The organism is Enterococcus sp. AMC1252 (assembly GCF_058216515.1).
The window spans coordinates 929,664-949,774 of record NZ_CM177097.1 but is presented as its reverse complement, the minus strand read 5'-3'; the positions used below and the strand labels follow the sequence as shown (position 1 = coordinate 949,774).

The following is a 20,111-nucleotide window of genomic DNA, read 5'->3' as shown; positions in this document are numbered from 1 at the left end:
TTCAAACAAGTATTTTTATAAGCGGCTACTTGTTTTTTTGATTAAATATTAGCAGGAGAATGAGAATATTTATGATATTTAGACCGACTATTCTTTTTTCTCTAGTATCTGGCACGCTCAAAAAAGCCTAAAGGAAATTTCCCTAGACCCCATAACAAACAATTTAACACTTGAAATTAGTATCTATATCAATAAAAAAAGGAGTGAATTTCTCCACTCCAAAAGTCTAACTTTATTGATCCCTCGCTCATTTAAACCTCGTCATAAAGGGGGTATTTTTCTTTTATTGTAATGTAATCACAGGATTCACCGATTGATCCACTACAATTTCTTCTGTTCCATAGCGTTCTCCTAAGACATACTTAGCCATATGGATCGTGCGGTCACTCATTCGTTCCAAGTTAGATGCTATGTCGATAAACAACACTCCATCAGCTGCTCGACCTTTCCCACTATTCATGATGAAAATATACTTTTTGCGAAGCAGTTTGACCATTTGGTCGATCTGCTCTTCCCGACTTAACATATGAGCTGCCATTTCTTTGTCATCATTTTCAAAAACAACCAAAGAATCACGAATATTTTTTAACACTTTTTCAAATAAGTCTACCACATCTTCATCATATAAAATCAACGTGGCGCGATCAGAAACTTTACCCGCTTTTTTCTCTTTAGCTTTTTGTTTCTTTTCAAGATGGATCGCTTCGTTCAGGTTTTGAATAATATTTCGGCAATGATCGCCAATTCTTTCTAAATCCTTTGTTAACTCTAACATCATCGTTTGCTCATGACTTTCAGAAATCGTTAATTCCGTTGCCGAAAGTTGAACCAAGTATTCAGTCAAACGATTATCTGTATCATTGATCGCAGTCTCGTATTGACTTGCATTTTCTTTGTCGATACTGTCTTGTTTCTCATAATATGATTTCGTTGCTTCAAAAGCGCCTAAAACATATTCGCCCATTTGCAGTAGTTCGATTTTTGCTTGATTTAAGGCTAATGTAGCAGAATTTTGAATGATTGATTCATTTAGGTTTGATGGTTTAAAATCAATGCTTTTATCTTTACCAGGGATGATTTTCCGCACAAGCCATTCGATTTTTCCGATAAACCAAAATTGGATCAATAAATTAGAAATATTGAATAAACCATGAGCAACCGCAATCTGCATTGCTGGTTTTAAATCCAACAAGGTAGAAATACGTACCACAACCGCTGTAAACGGCGTCAGTAACGTCGTAAAAATAATCGCACCAACTAGATTAAAGATTACGTGAGAAGCCGCTGTCCGCTTCGCAGCGACACTGACGCCTAACGCTGCAATCACAGCAGTGATGGTTGTGCCGATATTGTCCCCAAACAAAATTGGCAATACTGCGCCGATTGCTAAGCTCCCTTGACTATACAATTGTTGTAAAATTCCGATCGTTGCACTGGAACTTTGCAACACCATCGTAAGTAAGGTGCCGATTCCTACCCCTAAAATAGGATAATGAGAAACATCTACCATTAAATCTGCAAATTGAGGCAATGTGCTCAACGGCGCCATTCCTTCACCCATTAATTTTAGTCCATAAAATAAGCAACCAAAGCCAAACAAAATTTGTCCCACATTATTGATCCGTTCTCTTTTTGAAAAGAACAGTAAAATAGAACCTACACCGATAATCGGTAACGAATACGAACTTAAGTTAAATCCGATGATAAAAGCTGTTACTGTCGTTCCGACATTTGCCCCCATAATCACCCCGATTGCCTGGCGTAAAGACATGAATCCGACACTAACCAGTCCCACCGTCAAAACTGTCGTTCCCGAACTACTTTGAATAATGGCCGTAACGATCAAACCTGCCAACACAGACCTCAGCGGTGTAGATGTAAAGGTGTTCAAAATTTCCCGTAACGAATCCCCTGCAGATTTTTGCAGACCATCTCCCATATACTTCATACCAAATAGAAAAATCCCTAATCCTCCGAGAAAAGGAAATAATATTTCTTGATAGGACACACCTGTTCCTCCTTTATTTTAAAAGCGTAGTGGGCTCATTTAGCTCCGACAGAAAAATAGGAAAACATGACTGTGATGCTCTTTGTCACATTCAGGTTTTATCTTTTTTCCGAGGAGCTAGCCCATGAAGCTAGATATGGTAAAAGTCGAATGAGCCGTTTAGCATCGACGAATAATAGGAAAACATGACTGTGATACACGTTATCACATCAACCTCATTTAAGAGTACAGAAAAACACCCCTCTTGTAAATAAAATATGTATTTTTTTCATAAGAAAATTAGTTAGGTCTTAATCAATTCACCAGACAAAACAAAAAAAGTGTTGAAAGTGATCACTTTCAACACCTAAACTTACGATAAAAATCAAACCATCATCATATAAACACCAGAAGCAACAGCTGCTCCGATGACAGGTCCAATAATTGGTACCCATGAATAACCCCAATCAGAGTCCCCTTTTGTTGAAATCGGTAATAATTGATGTGCTAAACGAGGGCCAAAATCACGTGCTGGATTGATTGCATATCCTGTAGGTCCACCTAAAGACAAACCAATCGATAAAATCAACGCTCCAACAACTAATGGATTTAAACCATCTGTAAAACTGTGTTGTGAAAATGAAAGTAATCCCAAGACTAAAACAAAGGTACCAATCACTTCTGTCACCATATTAGCTGGATAATTCCGAATAGCGGGTCCTGTAGCAAATGTTCCTAAAATCGCCCCTTGATCTTCAGTCGCTTGCCAATGAGGCAGATAAGCCAACCAAACTAACACCGCTCCGACGATTGCCCCAAGCACTTGTGCTACAATAAACGGTACAACTAAACTCCATTCAAAACTTCCCGTCATCGCCATTGCGATTGTCACCGCTGGATTCAAGTGTGCAGGTCCCATATATCCTGCAACATAAACGGCAATCGTTACCCCCATAGCCCAACCAAAAGCAATCACGATCCAACCAGATGCTTCCGCTTTACTTTTCTTTAAATTAACTGCCGCACAGACACCATCTCCTAAAAGAATCAAAATCATTGTCCCTAAAAACTCACTGAAAATCTGTGTCATATTTGAAGTATCCATTTTACTTCTTCCCTTCTTTCAATGTACTCAAGTCAGATTCTGCAATTAATTGATTTAGTTCATTTGTATAGCGTTCTTTTTGTTCGTTGGACCAGTGATAATAATGACTCATTTCTGAAATTACTCCTTGTTTGACTTCATCTAGCGTATCTCTCATAAAGAGCAGATGATTTGTTCTACGTACAAGATAATCTGCAGGTGTCAGCACCATTTCATTATCTAAAGCATAATGTAACGCTAAAGTTTCAGTTAAACTTAAACCCGTTACAGGTTCAGTGGTTTCGATTTTTTCAAAAAGTTCCGTCACGTTTGAGCCATAAAGATGAGCAAGATATTCTGCTGATTCTTGACTCAACCCTTTTTCTACACCTAATGCTGCAAGATCATTTAATTCAGTCTCCACGTTTGCTGCATCAAGATTTCCACCTGAAACAGGATATGTTTTAGAATCAATCAACTCAAATGCGCAATTAAATTCTTCTTTCAAAATACGTTGAATTTCTTTCAAAGCTCCTTCTGCCATCTTACGGTAATCCGTGATCTTACCACCTGACAATGTTAATAAGCCATCATCTGAACGTTCTAGCAAACTACCACGTGAAACGGCTGACGGATTTTCTTTACTTTCAGCCAGTGAATCTTCTAAATGATTCAAGACATTTTCTACATCAAAACGAGTTGCTTGCTGATTTTTATACTTATCAACAATTTCGATGACTTGATTAAAACTTTCATCAGAGACTTTGCCATTATTGCCACCGTTGTAATCTGATCCACCGTTTTCTGAAATCAACGGTCTAAGTCCAGCCCAGCTTGCTTCGATATCATCAATCGTCACATTGGCTTTAGGATAATGACTATTGACGATTTCTAGCAAGTAATCGACATCTTCTTGGGTAACGGTAGGATGTTCATAATCTCCAGTATAATCTGTGTCTGTTGTGCCAAAATAAGTTTTCTTTTCTCTAGGAACAACGAAAACCATCCGCCCATCATGTTTGCCTGTATCAAAATAAGTCGGTTGCGGTACATACAATTTGCTACTATCTACAACAAGATGGACACCTTTTGTTGGACGCAATTGCGGCACTAGCTTTTCTTTCATATCCAAACCACGAACTTTATCTGACCAAGGTCCCGTCGTATTGATAACAACTTTGGCCTTGATTTCAAATTGTTCACCGGTCAATAAATCTTCTGCTTTTACGCCAATGATTTTGCCTTGATCATTTTGAATAAAGCCCACTGCTTTGACTTTACTAACCATCAGCCCACCATCAAAAGCCGCTCGCTTGATATTTTCGATTACAAGCCGAGCATCATTATTTCTAAAATCTAAATAGACGCCGCCACCTTGTAATCCTTCGCTTTTCAATTGAGGTTCTCTTTCCATCACTTCTTCTTTTGTCAGTGTATAGTTCTCATATTTTGTTCCGATCACATTTGCTAAGCGGTCATATAAATCCATTGCCACTTTGACAGAGAACATATTAAATGTCGCCTTTGGCTCATCATAAATGGGTAAAAGCATTGGATCAGGTTTGGGAATATGAGGCGCAATCGCTTGTACAACTGCACGTTCTTGTACTGTGTCTGCAACAACTTCCACATCAAAATTTTTCAAATAACGAATCCCGCCATGGACTAATTTCGTTGAGCGGGAAGAAGTCCCTTCCGCAAAGTCCTGCATCTCGATCAAACCTGTTTTCATACCAGCAGCACTTGCTTGCAAGGCAACCCCCGCACCTGTAATACCGCCACCAATGATCAATAAATCTAATTCTTCAGACTTCATCTTTTCAATAGATGTTTGTCTTGTTTTGATTGAAAATGACATACTACTCACTTCTTTCCTTATTTTGATTTATGTTTGAACATTTGTGTGGCAGCCACAGCTTGTTGCCAGCCTTCATATAAATCATCACGTTCTTCATCAGACATTTTTGCTTCAAACACTTGCCCATCTTCGTAAAACTCTTTTAATTCATCTAAATCTTTCCAAAAGCCTACTGCTAACCCTGCTAAAAAGGCTGCTCCCAAGGCTGTTGTTTCCAAGTTTTGCGCTTTTTGAACAGATGTGTTTAAAATGTCTGCCTGAAATTGCATCAATAAATCATTATTCGCAGCACCACCATCAACTTTTAAGATTGGAATGGCAATACCTGTATCTTTTTGCATCGTATCAATGATATCTCTTACTTGATAAGCAACCGCTTGCAATGTTGCTTTTACAAAATCTTCTCTCGTTGTTCCTCTTGTTAAACCAAAAACCGCTCCTCTTGCATCAGAGTCCCAATAAGGTGCACCCAATCCTGTAAAAGCAGGGACGACATAAACTTCATTTTTGTTATGTGATTCTTTTGCAACTGCTTCCGACTCAGCAGCCGTTTGAATCATTTTCAAACCATCACGTAACCATTGAACTGCAGAACCCGCTACAAATATACTTCCTTCTAAGGCATAATACACTTTACCGTTGATACCATAACCAATCGTTGTCAGTAGATTATTATCAGAAAGTTGAGGTTTTTCACCTGTATTCATCACAATAAATGAACCTGTACCATACGTATTTTTGACCATTCCTGGTTCAAAAGCCATTTGTCCAAATAACGCTGCTTGTTGATCTCCTGCCATACCTGAAATAGGAATTTCACTGCCATAAAAATGATAGTTTTTGGTCAATCCATAAACTTCTGAATTCGATGTCGCCTTTGGCAGCATCACTCGAGGGATATTTAATATATCTAAAATATCTTGATCCCAATCTAGATCATGAATATTGAATAACATCGTGCGACTTGCATTTGAATAATCCGTTACATGCGTTTCACCGCCGGTCAATTTCCAGACTAACCAAGTATCGATCGTTCCAAATAATAACTCGCCTTTATCAGCTCTTTCTTGCGCACCTTCCACATTATCTAAAATCCAGCGAATTTTCGTTGCTGAAAAATAAGCATCTACGATCAAGCCTGTTCTTTCATGGATCATGTCACCATGCCCATCTTCTTTTAATTGATCCGCAATAGGTGAAGACTGACGTGATTGCCAAACAATAGCATTATAAATGGGAAGACCTGTTACTTTGTCCCAAACGACAGTCGTTTCACGTTGATTCGTAATACCGATTCCAGCGATATCTGAAGGCTTAACACCTGACTCGATCAAAGCACCAGCGATAACGGACTGAACAGAATTCCAAATTTCATTTGCATTATGCTCTACCCAACCAGCTTTAGGAAAAATTTGTGTAAATTCTTTTTGAGAACTGCCGATGTTGTTCCCTTTTTTATCAAAAATAATTGCTCTTGAACTTGTTGTTCCTTGGTCGATCGCCATGATGTACTTTTGTTCTGTCATTGTTGATTCCTCCTAATTTTTAAAATCCGAAGTGTTCGTCCATTCAGTTGGCTCATAATAAAAGCATAATAGACATATACACTTTTTCCCTAAGAATCTAGATATGATTTGAAAACGCTTTATATTTCATGTATTTATAATAAACGTAAATGCTTTTCTAAAAACGTCATCTTTTTTTTTATTTCAAAAATAAATGAAAGTTTTTCTGAATAAGCCTTTCTCACTAACGAAAAAGCCAAAAACAACGAGCAAACTATCATTGTTTTTGACTTTTTCGTTCAATTTATCTTTTACTATGCAATTCTCGAATCTTCATTCTGATTTGATTGATATCATAAGTTGATCCTAACTCTGAGAGTACATATATTTCTTTAGCAGAACGATAGCTATTTGGTTTCATGATATTAGTGATCAAGAGATCATAGGTCATTCTTGAATCATAGGGTTCAATAGTAAGACCATTTAAATTTTTCAAACTCAAGACCAAAACCTGAGTCATTACTTCCTTATATAAATGATCCATCTTCAAATCAATCCCAACTCGAGTTTCACCAACAATTTCAAAATCAATGATTGCTAATACACTTAGATATTTTACCAAGGACCATTCATGTAGACTATTACCAGTTTCATAACTTTCTCCGAAACATTCCAAACTTCTATCTAAAAGAGTATGAGAAAAATCTGCCAATTGATGACTGGAAAGACTTTGTTCCTTTTGCCAGACATTCTCCCGATCAAACAATTCTAGCTCTCCTTTAAAAAAGTATAGCCGGCTATGGATCTGAGAGAAATAATAAAAAATCTTCTTCTCAAGCTCTGGAAAAAACTTTTGCGGACGATAATACAAGATTACATGCTCTAACACAAATGTATCTGCTAGTGATGTTGGTGTACGCCGTCCTCGAATCAAACTATAATCGGAAAAATCGGCTTCCGCCAAAACCGACATACTTGTTAAAAAGATAAAATGTAATAAACTCTCTTCTTCATCGATTTCCAGTGGGTATCGACTAAAAAAACGTAAAACAAAAGAACGTAATGTTTTAAAAAAGGGATCTTGCTCATATACTTGACTCTTACTGTATAATTCTTTAAATGTTTTTGGCTGAACAACGATTCTTTTCTTACTAATCGTCAACCACAAACTGATTTTCAATCTACTATGTTCCTCAAAAGTAAGTGACAATGCTTTTTCTAGAGCTTCAATGATTCTCAAATTTTGAACCGACAATGTTTTTTCTTGATGTATTTCATATGGTGTTAAAAACCAGTAAATTTGAAAATAAAAATAACGAATCTGTAACTCTTCCCCTTTTAACTGACCATTGCGGATTTTAAGATCAAACTCTTTTAACAAAAGATTCAGTTCTTTGATTTTTCGAAATAAAGAAGACTCACTGATCATAAATTTCGTCGTCAACTGAGCAATCGTAAATTCACGGTAATGAAATAAATAATCAATCAGCTGAAATTTGATCGATGCCCGAACATAATCCTCCAAAACTTTACTAATAGAAAATTGATCTGACATATGGATCGCTACCCATTGTCCATCATAAAATAACGAACAATCTTTTTCATAAGGCTTCAAATAGTAGCCTAACTCCTTTAAATCACTTTCAAATGATGCTTTTGATACCCCTAAATAGGTCAATAACTCATCATCATTGACTCGACCACCAGCCAAGATCACTTTCTTTAAAATGCCAACTTCTCTTGCCTCTTTTTTATCCAACAATCCTTCAATCTTCATCTGCTTCACTCCACAAACCTTCAAAACCTAACTGGTTCGTGATGTCTATCACGTTGGAATAGTAAGGATGATATAAAAAATCTTTTTGGTAAAACTCTTCAAGTGTTTGTCCCATTTGAATCCCAAGTGCGAATGTGTTGATTTTTTCAAGAATATCAGCTTTTGAAACTAATTGGGCACCTAATAGTTTATGGCTCTCTTTTTCAAAAATTATTTTTCCATAGATTTTTTCCCCCCCAGAAAATAAGGAGCTTTTTTGCTGAACACGGGCAACGGAAATAGGCTGTTCATGAAACAAGCCTTCTGCTTCCGTCAATCCAGTGCTAGCTACATAATAGCCAACAAGTTTTGTACCAATCGTACGAATTGAGCCAACAAATGGCATCGTTGGTTCTATAAGATTTTGCGCAACAACTAAGCCCGTTCTTACAGCATTGTTCACCAAAGGGATGTAAAATGACTCTTTAGATAAACTGTAAGGCACTTGGATACAATCACCAATCGCAAAAATGTCAGATTGAGAAGTTTGCAAATAGGCATTCACAAAAACAGTCTGGTCCGTATGTGTTCTAATCTGTTCATCTAAATAAGCTAAATCAGGACGAACGTTCATAGCAAAGATAGCACTATCGCACACAAACTCAGATTTTTTTGTTTTGATCAAAAGCCTTTCGTCTGTATCTGTAATTTTTTCTACTGTCTCATCAAAATGAAACACAACACCACGAGCAACCATCTCAGCTTGTACCGGTTGAATCATTTCTTCATCAAAATACTTAAATAGCAAGTAATCCATACTCTCAAAAAGATGAACTTCTTTGCCTTTTTTTAGCAGAGTGTCAGCTGCTTCCCCACCGATTTGACCACCACCGATCACTCCTATTTTATTACTATTTTCTAACTTCTCGATAGCGTTTAAAACGCCAGGTAAAAATTTATATTTTAAAACTTTTTCTGAATTACTGCCACAAATTTTCTGTGACCATTGACTAGACCCTGTTGCTAAAATCAATTTATCAAATGACATAAAAAAAGCTGTATCCTGTTTTTCATATTTAATAATATGCTGTTTTGAATCCATGCTGACTACTTTTGCACTCAATAATAAAGTAATATCGTTGTCGTTCAATTGTTGTTCCGAAACAAACTGAGCTGTTTTTATTGAATCAATCGTTTCATTAAAATACAGATTGATGCCACCAGATAAATAACCAATTGTTTGTTGCTTCTCAATTAAATAAATTTCAGCTTTAGGATGTTTTTTTCTGATGGCTAAAGCAGCCGATACGCCAGCAAATGAAGCACCAATGATTACGACTTTCACAGTAAAACCTTCTTTCTAAATAAACCGTTTTCTTAAAGAATAGCATAAGGCTGCTCTTAACGCATAGGGATACGCTAATATATTTTATGTAAAAAAATGATCTGTCCGCTCAATATAAAAAGAGCAGACAGATCAACTTCACTTTTATAATTCCATTTTACTTATCTTTCATAAAATCCTGGATCGCTTGAGCATTTTTCTGCTCATCAAGTTCGATTACACTACCAGATTCGGTATAATCATTAAAGTTCCATGATCCCTCTATTGGAACAGATAGTGATTTTAACGGCTTCACTTTTCCAGAAAGAAAGTCCTTCGCTAAATCGATCAATAAACTTGTTGGTACATTTGTATCGATTTTCCCAACCATTTTTCCAGCAACTTGAGGCAGTTCCCATACTGGAATCAAATCTTTAGATTGCTCGACCAAAGCATCCATCACTTGCTGCTGACGTCTAATACGGCCAAAATCCCCTTCTTCATCCATTCTAAAGCGAGCATATTGCAATAAACTATTTCCATGCAATGTCTGCTTCCCTTTCAGAATATCCACACCGTCTAAGTTGATATCTTTTTCAGCATCGATCGTTACTCCTTTTGGATAAAGCTCATCAATGATGTCACTGAATTCTTTAAAGTCCATGACAACATAATAATTGATTGGTAAATCAAAGTTCGATTTCAAAACATCTTTTGTCATTTGTGCACCGCCATATGCGTATGCTGCATTTATTTTATCTTGCCCGCCATCAGGAAACGTCACGTAACTGTCTCTCATGATCGAAATCAATTTAGGTTGTTTCGTTTTTCCATCATAGTGAGCGACCATCAACGTATCTGACCGTCCCTGATCTTCATCATCATCTCTAGAATCATTCCCAACGACCATAACGGTTAACTCTTTATCACTCGTTTGCTCATCACCAGTAAAGTTTTGGTTTTTATTAGGAAGTTTTGATTCACTCTCCTCTTTTGCCGTTTGGAACGATATAGCTGCATAACAGCCCACACTCACAACCACAAGAAGAATCGATAATAGGGTAATAATCACTATTTTTACAGATTTTTTCATTGTTTATTCCTTTCTACAGCTCTAATGGTTTCTCATGTAAAAGAAAAAATCCCCTCACCAAGAATACTCAGCGAAGGGATTAGATTACAAAGTTTAAACACATGACATTCGCCACTTATCTATAAACTTACCATGATCTTCTCTTCGTTGAGTTTTAGCACTATATAACGTAAAAAGCATTGCTTTTAGCTACTTTGGAAAACGCCTTAATTCGACGAATTCTGTCCTACCCGTACCTGTCTTTCGACATTTCTGAGCAGTAGCCTGTGTTTATATAGGAGCCTCACCTAACAAGTATTTAATTCATTTTAAACTATAATCGTATCGAATCACAAAGTCAAATTAAATTTTATAGAAACTGAACTTCAATATTTATGTTATTTAATGAAAAGTACTTTACATCTATAGCTCTATTAGATGCCCTACAGAAAAACAAATATTTTAAACTAAAAAAATCTTTACATTTTCTTAAATAATAGCTGTTTTTTCTCAAATAGTAACTTTACATAGACAGACAAGGATTTATCTGTTTCAATATTAAAAGAGTCAACATTTGGAGGATATGCATGGAAAACTTTTTAGAAAAACAACAAGAATTCTTTTTCAGCTTTTTAACAGATAGTATCGATAATTTTTTACTAGATCATTCTGACGAAATTTTTTATGTATTTGCTTTAGACTGCACTATTTATGAAGAAGGTGAAATCAACCTTTACTTCAATACTGTAGATCTTTGGCAAGAAACCACCGATTATTATACAAGTAAAGGCCTCAGTAAAGCCCAAATACAAGAACTGAAATATAATGCTAGTGACTGGGATGAAAATCAACGGGTTGCCTCGCTTCATCTATTTGATGACTGGGTAGAAGACGAACAAGATATCGAAACAGTTCTTGAGTGGCTTTGTCAGCAAATAATACTCTTAATTGCCAGTGATTCATTTGAGCGTATCCCTAAAACAGAAGATTTCAAATTATTGGTCTACGATCATGATGAACAGCCTTCTGACTCACAAGAACGATTTGAAAAAATTGGAATGTCTGAGCTTTTTCAAATAGACTAATAAGAAAGAGGTTGGGAGTAACTTAAACAGTTATGCCCAACCTCTTTCTTATGTCTTTGAAGTTTTGAGAAGTTTAAAAACAAAACTCTAACTCCTCTATGTTGAAAAGAGCTACCAAAATTTCATTTACCTGTTCTGCTAATTTTTTTTCGTCTATAATTTGATCTTTTGTTGCAATTTTCGCTCGATCATTTGAATACGTCAGAAAATCATACTCTTCCTTCAGTGTTACCAGACAGTCCTTTTTTTTATATAACGTATAATCATCGACAGCATCCATCTGATATTCACGTTTGTAGCCATTTTTTAAAGCAATGGCTGTTATCATAGAATTGACAGTCAACACTTCCAATGGAATAACCTGCTCATCAATCATCAAGGTGTAATTTTCATCCTCAATAATACCACAAGCATTGCAGCCTCCATCCAATAAATTGACTGTTTTGGTAATTATCGCTTTTTTCATCCTTATTGATCCTTTCTACTATTACTACACATATTATACCAAAATAGAAAAGTTAATGAGACTATTAATTTATCGAATCGCCAACTATTATAAAAGAGGATTTTGTTCAACAAAACATATAGATAATTTCTAGATAAACTACATGAAAAATAAATATATTCTAAACATTATTAGAAATCACTCATATATATTTACTTTATATTTTCTATGGATAATAATATAGGCAAGCTACTATTTATAAAATAGTAGTAAAAAAGAGGAGGTATTTTTTATGAAATTTTTTAAAGGTATGATGCTTGCAGGATTAACAATCAGTTTATGTTCAGCTAGTTTGGCAATGGTGTCAAGCTCAGCAGACGCAGCAACAGTGGTAGAATCAAATTATAATAAGACAGTCACTTTATTCAATAAAGCGGACATCTTAGAGTACACGGGTTTATCATTAACTAGTTCAAATGTATCATCAGTTTATAATGAATTAGTTAAAGCAAGTACATGGGAAGCAGCTGGTTATAGTGCATCACAAGCGACTGTGATCGCAAGAGATTTTGGTAGAAACTATAATAAATCAGTAAACTTATTACAAAAAATGACGTATCAAAAAGAGTTACATCTTAAAGTTATCTTGATTACTAAAGGATATCAAAAAGCAGAATTTGGCTTACAATCATACTATGTACCAGAAACACCTGCTACTCCTGAAAAACCTGAAGTTCCTGAGACTCCTGAAGTTCCAGAAACACCTGTTACTCCTGAAAAGCCTGAAACACCTGAACAATCTGATTTGAAAAAATTAGAAATTCAAGTTACCTACACTACTGGACAACAAATTCAATTACAATACCAAGTAAATTCTAACGGTACCATCAAAGCTCAATACCAAGACAAATCTAACAAAGTTCAACTGCAAGGCAGTGCTGCTGAAGATAAAATTGAAGGCATCATCGCTGGTTTAGACTTGAAAAATGGTAGCGAAAAAGAAATCACTTCACACATTTTAAACAAATTAGGTCGTGGTACAAGCTACAAACAATTCCAATATCAAGGCCAATTCAACGATAATACCCAAGTTAAATTTAAACTTAAATAAGCAATAGAAGACTCAATCATCACAAATCAAAGACCTCGTTTCTACAGCGCAGATGTAGAGACGAGGTCTTTTGTTTATTTAATCTGTTTCTTTTTCTGCCACAAAATGTATGATTGAATCAATACTAGTAAAACCAATAAAATAATGAATAAAATCAACCACAGGGGTACTTTACTTTCAACCTTAATATCTTTATTCTCTTCATTGATCAGTTTTGCTTGCTCTCTCGAAATTTCAAATTCATTTTCAAATTCCCATTTTTTGTCCTCTTGCATAATTTGAGTTTTACTGATATATTTTCCCGGTTGTAATTGCCTTTTAATCGGTACAGGAAATTCCATTACAGAATTAGGTGCCATTTCTAGTGCTTCTTTTTCGAATTTGATTACAGATGTGTCCTCTCCTTTTTTTCGGATAGCAAATTTTAGGTTCATTTTTTTTGAAATTGCTGCATTTTTGTTCCGAATCGAATGAATCACAGAAATTTTCTTACCTTGTTTTGATTGCGCAACCTTTACGGAATCCATTTCATAATCAGGTAAAATCTCAACATCTGTTTCATTCAAAACAACACCAATAACATAATGAAATCTCTGCTGAATGGTCACATCTTTATTTTTTGTTTCACTTTCAGATACATTTTTGGTAAAACGCAATCCACCAACTGTAACGCCATCATAGTTTTCTTTTGGCATCAACAAATGAAATCGAGCAATTTTCGTTTCATATGGCTGTAAAGAAATATTCGTTTCTATCACTTTAACGAGGGATTCAAAAGGATATTTTAGGCTCTTATCTTTGATCCCTTTTACCGTATAATCGATCATGCCTTCTTCTGTTGTCGTGGCATTGATTGCATTGACAGAAATGGAAATTGGGGCATCTTCCGGATTAACCAATTTGACTTGTAATTCTTGTTCCTCATCCGGCTGCATTTTTAAATCAAAATAAGATTTGTTAAAATCTATTTGATTTTGAGGAATCATTGCTTGTACATAAAAACTATTTGTTTCATTACTTTTTTCATTCGCTGAAACCGTCTTTGTATTAAATAAACAAAATAAAAAAATAACTCCAACTGAACAGACTATCTTAATACCCTTTGACCTATACCATCCTTTCATCCAAATCACACCTTTAATTTAATCAGAAAAAAGAGAGTGGAATAAAAGAGTTCTCATTCCACCCTCATTCGCTCACACTTTGAGTCTAGGGCGCATCTGCCAATGTCCAATCGATCGTAGAAGTGTGTTTACCAAGCGTTGCCATCGCAGCAGGCACATCAAGTGTTACGCCTTTGCTTTGAGCATCTGGCCAAGTGAATGTCCAGGTTCCTGCTCCGGCACCCGCTCCAGCAGTTGCAAACGGTGATGCTGTTGAAGCGCCGCTCGTTAATTTGATTGTATTGACAGGTGTTGGTGCATCAGCATCACTATTTGTTTCAGCTTGCGTATTCTTAAAATTTAAGCTAGCATTTGGTAAAGAATCTGCAGCTGAACTATTTTTAAACCCATTCAATTTTCCACTCAGTTTCCAACCTGCATTTGTACCTCTAGCATCTGAAACAACGACATTGATTGCATCTGGATTAGTTGGAATGTATGAAGCATCATTCACTGAAATTGTTTGTGATGCATAGCTGATAGTAGAAACAGCTTCTAACGTTAAAGCACCTGGTGTAAAAGTGACATCCAAATCAGTTGCCTTATTAATATCAGCAGCTGAAACAGATTGCCCTAAAAATAACGTACCAAAAACAACCGATAATAATAAAACGCTTGAACTAGTTGAAATACCTCTTGAATTCTTCATTTTATACACCCTTTCTTTATTGGTAAAGCATCTATTTATTTGGCTCCGACAGAAACAATTATTCTACCGCTTGAAGCTGTCTCAGTGCCAAGTGTTGCCGTAGTATTAAAGGTAATCGATGTGCCAACGGTCAATTGACGGTTAGAAATATCTAATGCGAACGTGCCATCTGCGTTAACAGATGTTTCTTCGTATACATTCCCTGGAAATCTTACTCTAACTTTAAATTGGGTTCCTTCAGGTGGATTAGTCATTTTTACGCTTCCTTTAATCATTGTATCTCCAACAAAAATTGGGTTTACAACTGGTGTCGGAACAACATACCCTTCCAATGAAGGAATCTTACCTACTGCAAAAACTACACTTTCACTATTTTTACCTGTGAATGACAGCGGATGCTCTGCAACCGTAACTAATCTGAGAGGGTTTCCCTCTTTTAGATTTTTATCAGCTACAGAAATTGAGTACGTTCCATCGGCTTCAATCGCTACTTTCCTAAATGAACCGTCTGGAAATTGAACTTGGATAAATAATTTAGTCCCTGCTGGAAGATTATTTGTATCAACAGAGCCTGTGATAAACTTACTACCCTCATTCACAGTTTTAAACTGCGGTTTTGGTACTTGATAACTTTTCAATGGATCTACAATCACTTGTTTGATTTCAGGCTCACTGACTTTCGTTCGCTTACCGTCGCTAGCTTCAATCATTATTTGTAACTGATCATTCCCTTGAGGCTGATATTTACCAAATGGAATCGTAAAGCTTCCATCTCCATTGATCGCCCCAGTTAAGGTAATTCCATCTGGCAACAAGACTTTAGCTGTAAACACCACATCACTTGGCACTGGCTGAGCTAGCTCAACTTTGCCATTAAGACTTGGCATCCCTTCCAAAATATCTTCAATTTCAGGTTTGGCAACAACATAATGTAAAAACGGATCAGGTAATACTTGTTTGATTGTCGTTTCACCGACTCTTGTCTGCTTTCCATTACTTGCTTCAATCATAATGTTTAATTGATCATTGCTCTGCGGTTGATAGTCACCGAATAAAATCGTAAAGTTTCCATCCACATCTACAGGTCCAGTCAGCTTGGCTCCATTTGGTAACTCAACTATTGTTTTAAAAGTCACACCATCTGGTATTGGCTGAGCAATAACTACATTTCCACTAAGCTTATCTACACCTTCTACAATATCACCCACAACAGGTTTAGCAATCGGATAGTGAATAAAAGGGTCTGCTATTACTTGCTTGATTGTTGCTTCACTGTTTTTAGTATATTTATCAACACTTGCTTCGATCACTATTCTTAATTGATCGTTTCCTTTAGGTACATAGTCACCAAACGAAACCATAAAAGTACCATCTTCATTGACCGCTCTTGATAATATTGTTCCTTCTGGTAATTCAACTTTGGCTTTAAACGTTGTACCTTCTGGAATGGGTTTTGCTATGGTCACACTTCCGTTAAGACTAGTTGCACCTTCTATAACATCTTCAACAATAGGTTTAGCAATCGGATAGTCCACTAATGGATCCTCTTCCACCTTATCGAAATAAAGATTGATTGCATCACCATTTGCGTGAATCGTATTTAGTAATTCTAAATCAATTACCGGCTTATTAACTGCCATCGCAGTGACTTTTGCTTTCTCAGCTGTTACATCAGAAACTTTAGTAGTAAAATTGAAGTCCACATCTCCAAGAACATTAGCTTGCAACGCTTGGGTCAACACATCAGACGTTCCATTTGCTATTTTCCCTACAAGATCAAGCAAACTATTAACAACTGGTTTTAATAATTCCAGAACGGGATTCAAGATAGCCAACAGTCCAGTAAATTTTAGTCCAGCAACTGCTTCTTTCAATGGTTCAAATAATTTAGCGTACGTTGTACGGACATATTGTCCTAGCCCATCTGTAAAATCAACCATCACATATTTCCCGTCTGGTGATAATTTCCCTTCAACGGTGGCTTGATAACTGCCTAAATCTTGAAGAGTGTTCAGACCTTCAAAAGCTTTTTCAAGAGAATCAAGTTGCAAACCTAAAGGCTTAGCTAATCCTAGTAATCTAGTCACAAGCCCACCTACTTTTAATACCAAATCTTTGACCACCGGGACATCCCCTGGAACGATTGGGAGCAATTTAGCATTGGCATTGATCATAATAGGTCCTTCTATTTTCCCACGTAATTCTTCTGGAATCGCAAAAACAATGACTTTTGGTGATACTAAACCAACATCTGCAACTGCGGTTCCTTTAAACGAAAGATCCAAATTATATGTAGAGTCAGCATTTTTTTCCAACTTGACACCATCATTGATGACCGTTCCGTTATTGGAAGACAACTGTGTTCCCTTTAAGATACTTACATCTGCTAAATCAGCGGGATTTGCCGCTTCCGTAGCATTTACTTCATACTTACTCCGATCCCCAATGAATGCGAAAGAACTTGGCGTGATTGCTGCCGCCAATAAAATCGCAACCCCCACTAACGAAACTTTAGAACGATAAAACCTTTTCATAATTGCCTCCTTGATTTAACGCATAGCGAGTTCTTAATCTAAAAAAAGCGAACCCACCTTGCGAAATGGAATAAAAACTGAATAGCTTTTTCAGTCTTTAAACAGATTTATCTATTTTCTTCTAGGTTAACCTGCAAGATAAATAAGATACATGATTGCATTGTAAAGAATACTATCTATATAATTTTATTTCAAATATTAAGATTGTATTTTTTACTGAAAGATACCTTTAAATTACGGAATTTTTTTCATTACTTAAAGAACACTTTAAAAAGCTTGTTCTTTTTCACTTGTTAATTACTATGCTTACTCTAATTAATCAGCCTAAACTAAAAAAACACCCTTATTTATAAATAAGAGAATCTAATTTCCAAACCAATAAAATAACAAATATACATTTTTATTTTCTCAATCAAAAAACATAAAGGATTTCCTTTTAAATTAGCTCTAATGAGACGTGTGATATAATAATTCAAAAGAGGAGATACTTGAGGAGGTATTATTATGGACTATCAAGAAATACTTACATTTTGGTTCGATGAATGTGAACCTAGCCAGTGGTTTAAAAAAGATTTGGCTTTTGATCAATTGATAAAAGAAAGATTCTCAGATATTCATGAGAAGGTTTCCCGAGGAGAAAAATCGAATTGGCGAATAACCATTGCAGGACGCTTGGCTGAAATTATTGTATTGGATCAATTTTCACGAAATTTATTCAGAGAAGAACCGTGTTCTTTTGCATATGACGGCATGGCATTGGTGTTGGCACAAGAAGCAATAGCAACAGGGGAATCAGCACAATTGACTAGACAGCAACGTGCGTTTTTGTATATGCCTTTAATGCATTCTGAATCCTTAGTGATTCATGAAAAAGCGATGAACTACTTTAGCGAAGCTGGAATGGAGTCTAATCTTGAATTTGAAAATAAACATCGAGATATATTGATTCGTTTTGGACGATATCCACATCGAAATAAGATTTTAGGAAGACAATCAACACCTGAAGAAATAGCATTTTTAAAAGAACCTAACTCTTCATTTTAAAAATATTTGATCACTTTGATTTCATTAACATTTATGTATAAATTTTGGTATTCTGCTTTTACTTTCACCTTTAAAATAAATTCCAGTTGATTGAGATAAGGTTCGAAGAATGATCTCTCAATCAACTGATTATTTACAGAGTCCAGTCAAAATTATAATGCTTTTTCAGAGTAAATTTTTGTTGACTCTTTTGAAGAATTCCTAACAACTGATCCTTAGGAAACTTCTCACATTCTAAGTTTTTCAACTTTATAAAATAATAAAGTTGACTTTCCTCTTCAAACAATAAGGCATACTCATCATTAAAGTCTAAGCGGGCAAAAAAACCTGAAACAACGATTTGCTCTTCAGCACGTTCAATAATCAAGATATCCCTTTTGGCTGATGTTCTAGAAAGACTAACACCATTCGCAATATTGATAACATGTGCAGTAGCTGTCGCACCTTTTTCTATATTATTTTTTGGAAATATTTGCTGAAAGGCCTCACTATAAAGAAAAACAATGGCCAATCCGACCATTACAACTAGCATGATAATCCCCATAACTTTTTTTAACATACCAACATCCTGCCTTTTCCATAAAAATATAGCCAATAACATTAAATAATGATCGTCATACCTCTCTATCTTAAGCTCTTATTATGGTTTTCGAGAGCTTAAGATAGAGGTTTTCTTATTAATGAATTAATTTATTTTCAAAAAAATCTGCCACAACATCCATCATCTCACCTTTGACTAAATGTCCATCACCTTCGCCTGTGATAAAATGACTTTGCTTAGCATAAGGCTCATTTTCAATCATTCGATAAAAATCTGCCATATCTTCGTAAGGAATTTTAGGATCTTTAGTTCCATGCCAAAATAAAACAGGACGCTGCGCTAACTTTTCAGGAGCATTAGAAAGATCATAATTGGCTACCCAGCTGAGTAGAAGAGGTAAATCTTGAGGTACAAAAAAGTCCATCTCAACAGAACGCTCCATTACTCGTTCAATATAGCGTTGTGGTGCAGGCGTTCCCATCATACAAACAGCTGTCTTAATTTCTGGATGCTGTGTCAATAAAGCGCAGGTCGTAATCCCACCCATTGAAACACCTCCAACGCCAAGGTTTCCATCTTTAATCAGCTGTTGCTTATCAAAATGGCGTACTAACTGCGAAAATTCAATAATATTATATTGAATGCTTGACCAAAATGTTACAGATGGAATCGGTGAGACTGGCCCTGATTTTCGCTCTCCGTGGTTCATTGCATCTGGTAGAATTACACGTATCCCTTTTTTTGCTAACTTTCTAGCTTGAGTCAATGACAATTCTTTTGATGATTGCCAACCATGATAATAGATAACTAAAGGCAACATGCTATTTTTATTTTCTTCCGAAACGACTTCTAACACTGGAATTTTTTTGATATATCTATGTCTAATACTAATTTTCATCTTTTTCACTCCTAAAACAACTTCTTGTTTTTTAGTATACACCTTAAACTAAAAT

General features: G+C 35.8%; 16 protein-coding genes and 1 riboswitch. Of the genes, 3 read left to right on the top strand and 13 right to left on the bottom strand.

The annotated features are described in order from the left end of the window. Positions 1-283: 283 nt before the first annotated feature. The 7 genes from AC4BB5_RS04360 to AC4BB5_RS04330 form a co-directional block, all read right to left on the bottom strand. Entirely contained in the window at positions 284-2,008 is a 1,725-nt protein-coding gene (locus AC4BB5_RS04360; protein ID WP_490458172.1) for a Na/Pi cotransporter family protein, read from the bottom strand. A 364-nt stretch (positions 2,009-2,372) separates the two neighbouring features. Beyond that, the gene (locus tag AC4BB5_RS04355; RefSeq protein ID WP_490458171.1) at positions 2,373-3,092 is read right to left on the bottom strand and encodes an MIP/aquaporin family protein; all 720 of its coding nucleotides are present in this window, start codon (positions 3,090-3,092) and stop codon (positions 2,373-2,375) included. 1 nt (position 3,093) lies between these two features. Beyond that, on the bottom strand, positions 3,094-4,929 hold the full coding sequence (glpO, locus tag AC4BB5_RS04350) for a type 1 glycerol-3-phosphate oxidase (protein WP_490458170.1): 1,836 nt from the start codon (positions 4,927-4,929) through the stop codon (positions 3,094-3,096). Between the two features lie 17 nt (positions 4,930-4,946). Then, positions 4,947-6,455 (bottom strand): glycerol kinase GlpK, encoded by a 1,509-nt coding sequence (glpK, locus tag AC4BB5_RS04345; RefSeq protein ID WP_490458169.1) that lies wholly within the window; start codon positions 6,453-6,455, stop codon positions 4,947-4,949. A 283-nt stretch (positions 6,456-6,738) separates the two neighbouring features. Next, complete coding sequence (locus tag AC4BB5_RS04340; protein ID WP_490458168.1) at positions 6,739-8,211, bottom strand: helix-turn-helix domain-containing protein; 1,473 nt, start codon at positions 8,209-8,211, stop codon at positions 6,739-6,741. Further along, the gene (locus tag AC4BB5_RS04335) at positions 8,201-9,535 is read right to left on the bottom strand and encodes an FAD-dependent oxidoreductase (protein ID WP_490458167.1); all 1,335 of its coding nucleotides are present in this window, start codon (positions 9,533-9,535) and stop codon (positions 8,201-8,203) included. The genes AC4BB5_RS04340 and AC4BB5_RS04335 overlap by 11 nt, the downstream gene beginning before the upstream one ends. Before the next feature lie 157 nt (positions 9,536-9,692). Then, positions 9,693-10,607 (bottom strand): LCP family protein, encoded by a 915-nt coding sequence (locus tag AC4BB5_RS04330; protein WP_490458166.1) that lies wholly within the window; start codon positions 10,605-10,607, stop codon positions 9,693-9,695. Positions 10,608-10,740: 133 nt separating this feature from the next. Beyond that, positions 10,741-10,909: riboswitch (M-box (ykoK) riboswitch) on the bottom strand. Positions 10,910-11,173: 264 nt separating this feature from the next. Here AC4BB5_RS04330 and AC4BB5_RS04325 point away from each other — a divergent pair. Further along, a complete protein-coding gene (locus AC4BB5_RS04325) occupies positions 11,174-11,671 on the top strand; it encodes a hypothetical protein (RefSeq protein WP_490458165.1) in 498 nt (165 codons plus the stop codon). Between the two features lie 73 nt (positions 11,672-11,744). On the opposite strand, the gene AC4BB5_RS04320 is transcribed toward AC4BB5_RS04325, so the two are convergent. Then, on the bottom strand, positions 11,745-12,137 hold the full coding sequence (locus AC4BB5_RS04320) for a DUF4809 family protein (protein ID WP_490458164.1): 393 nt from the start codon (positions 12,135-12,137) through the stop codon (positions 11,745-11,747). A gap of 271 nt (positions 12,138-12,408) precedes the next feature. Between AC4BB5_RS04320 and AC4BB5_RS04315 the strand changes: the two genes are divergently transcribed. Next, complete coding sequence (locus AC4BB5_RS04315; protein ID WP_490458163.1) at positions 12,409-13,227, top strand: YusW family protein; 819 nt, start codon at positions 12,409-12,411, stop codon at positions 13,225-13,227. A gap of 74 nt (positions 13,228-13,301) precedes the next feature. Here the strand turns inward: AC4BB5_RS04315 and AC4BB5_RS04310 are convergent, their stop codons facing one another. From AC4BB5_RS04310 to AC4BB5_RS04300, 3 genes are all read right to left on the bottom strand, one after another. Continuing rightward, positions 13,302-14,351, bottom strand: coding sequence for a WxLIP family cell surface protein (locus AC4BB5_RS04310; RefSeq protein ID WP_490458162.1), 1,050 nt, complete (start codon positions 14,349-14,351; stop codon positions 13,302-13,304). Between the two features lie 85 nt (positions 14,352-14,436). Then, positions 14,437-15,039: a WxL domain-containing protein gene (locus AC4BB5_RS04305; protein WP_490458161.1), complete on the bottom strand. Its 603-nt coding sequence runs from the start codon at positions 15,037-15,039 to the stop codon at positions 14,437-14,439. 35 nt (positions 15,040-15,074) lie between these two features. After that, positions 15,075-17,573, bottom strand: coding sequence for an adhesive domain-containing protein (locus AC4BB5_RS04300; RefSeq protein ID WP_490458160.1), 2,499 nt, complete (start codon positions 17,571-17,573; stop codon positions 15,075-15,077). A gap of 504 nt (positions 17,574-18,077) precedes the next feature. Between AC4BB5_RS04300 and AC4BB5_RS04295 the strand changes: the two genes are divergently transcribed. After that, on the top strand, positions 18,078-18,617 hold the full coding sequence (locus AC4BB5_RS04295; RefSeq protein ID WP_490458159.1) for a DUF924 family protein: 540 nt from the start codon (positions 18,078-18,080) through the stop codon (positions 18,615-18,617). A gap of 133 nt (positions 18,618-18,750) precedes the next feature. On the opposite strand, the gene AC4BB5_RS04290 is transcribed toward AC4BB5_RS04295, so the two are convergent. Together AC4BB5_RS04290 and AC4BB5_RS04285 are read right to left on the bottom strand one after the other, a co-directional pair. Continuing rightward, positions 18,751-19,176 (bottom strand): hypothetical protein, encoded by a 426-nt coding sequence (locus AC4BB5_RS04290; RefSeq protein ID WP_490458158.1) that lies wholly within the window; start codon positions 19,174-19,176, stop codon positions 18,751-18,753. A 118-nt stretch (positions 19,177-19,294) separates the two neighbouring features. After that, positions 19,295-20,056 (bottom strand): alpha/beta fold hydrolase, encoded by a 762-nt coding sequence (locus AC4BB5_RS04285; RefSeq protein WP_490458157.1) that lies wholly within the window; start codon positions 20,054-20,056, stop codon positions 19,295-19,297. Between the last annotated feature and the right edge of the window lie 55 nt (positions 20,057-20,111).

What these genes read in the sequence shown, in the direction of transcription:
- AC4BB5_RS04355 (WP_490458171.1), bottom strand. Translation starts at nt 3,092, where the DNA reads ATGGATACTTCAAATATGACACAGATTTTCAGTGAGTTTTTAGGGACA.
- glpO (WP_490458170.1), bottom strand. Translation starts at nt 4,929, where the DNA reads ATGTCATTTTCAATCAAAACAAGACAAACATCTATTGAAAAGATGAAG.
- glpK (WP_490458169.1), bottom strand. Translation starts at nt 6,455, where the DNA reads ATGACAGAACAAAAGTACATCATGGCGATCGACCAAGGAACAACAAGT.
- AC4BB5_RS04340 (WP_490458168.1), bottom strand. Translation starts at nt 8,211, where the DNA reads ATGAAGATTGAAGGATTGTTGGATAAAAAAGAGGCAAGAGAAGTTGGC.
- AC4BB5_RS04330 (WP_490458166.1), bottom strand. Translation starts at nt 10,607, where the DNA reads ATGAAAAAATCTGTAAAAATAGTGATTATTACCCTATTATCGATTCTT.
- AC4BB5_RS04325 (WP_490458165.1), top strand. Translation starts at nt 11,174, where the DNA reads ATGGAAAACTTTTTAGAAAAACAACAAGAATTCTTTTTCAGCTTTTTA.
- AC4BB5_RS04320 (WP_490458164.1), bottom strand. Translation starts at nt 12,137, where the DNA reads ATGAAAAAAGCGATAATTACCAAAACAGTCAATTTATTGGATGGAGGC.
- AC4BB5_RS04315 (WP_490458163.1), top strand. Translation starts at nt 12,409, where the DNA reads ATGAAATTTTTTAAAGGTATGATGCTTGCAGGATTAACAATCAGTTTA.
- AC4BB5_RS04310 (WP_490458162.1), bottom strand. Translation starts at nt 14,351, where the DNA reads ATGAAAGGATGGTATAGGTCAAAGGGTATTAAGATAGTCTGTTCAGTT.
- AC4BB5_RS04305 (WP_490458161.1), bottom strand. Translation starts at nt 15,039, where the DNA reads ATGAAGAATTCAAGAGGTATTTCAACTAGTTCAAGCGTTTTATTATTA.
- AC4BB5_RS04300 (WP_490458160.1), bottom strand. Translation starts at nt 17,573, where the DNA reads ATGAAAAGGTTTTATCGTTCTAAAGTTTCGTTAGTGGGGGTTGCGATT.
- AC4BB5_RS04295 (WP_490458159.1), top strand. Translation starts at nt 18,078, where the DNA reads ATGGACTATCAAGAAATACTTACATTTTGGTTCGATGAATGTGAACCT.
- AC4BB5_RS04290 (WP_490458158.1), bottom strand. Translation starts at nt 19,176, where the DNA reads ATGTTAAAAAAAGTTATGGGGATTATCATGCTAGTTGTAATGGTCGGA.
- AC4BB5_RS04285 (WP_490458157.1), bottom strand. Translation starts at nt 20,056, where the DNA reads ATGAAAATTAGTATTAGACATAGATATATCAAAAAAATTCCAGTGTTA.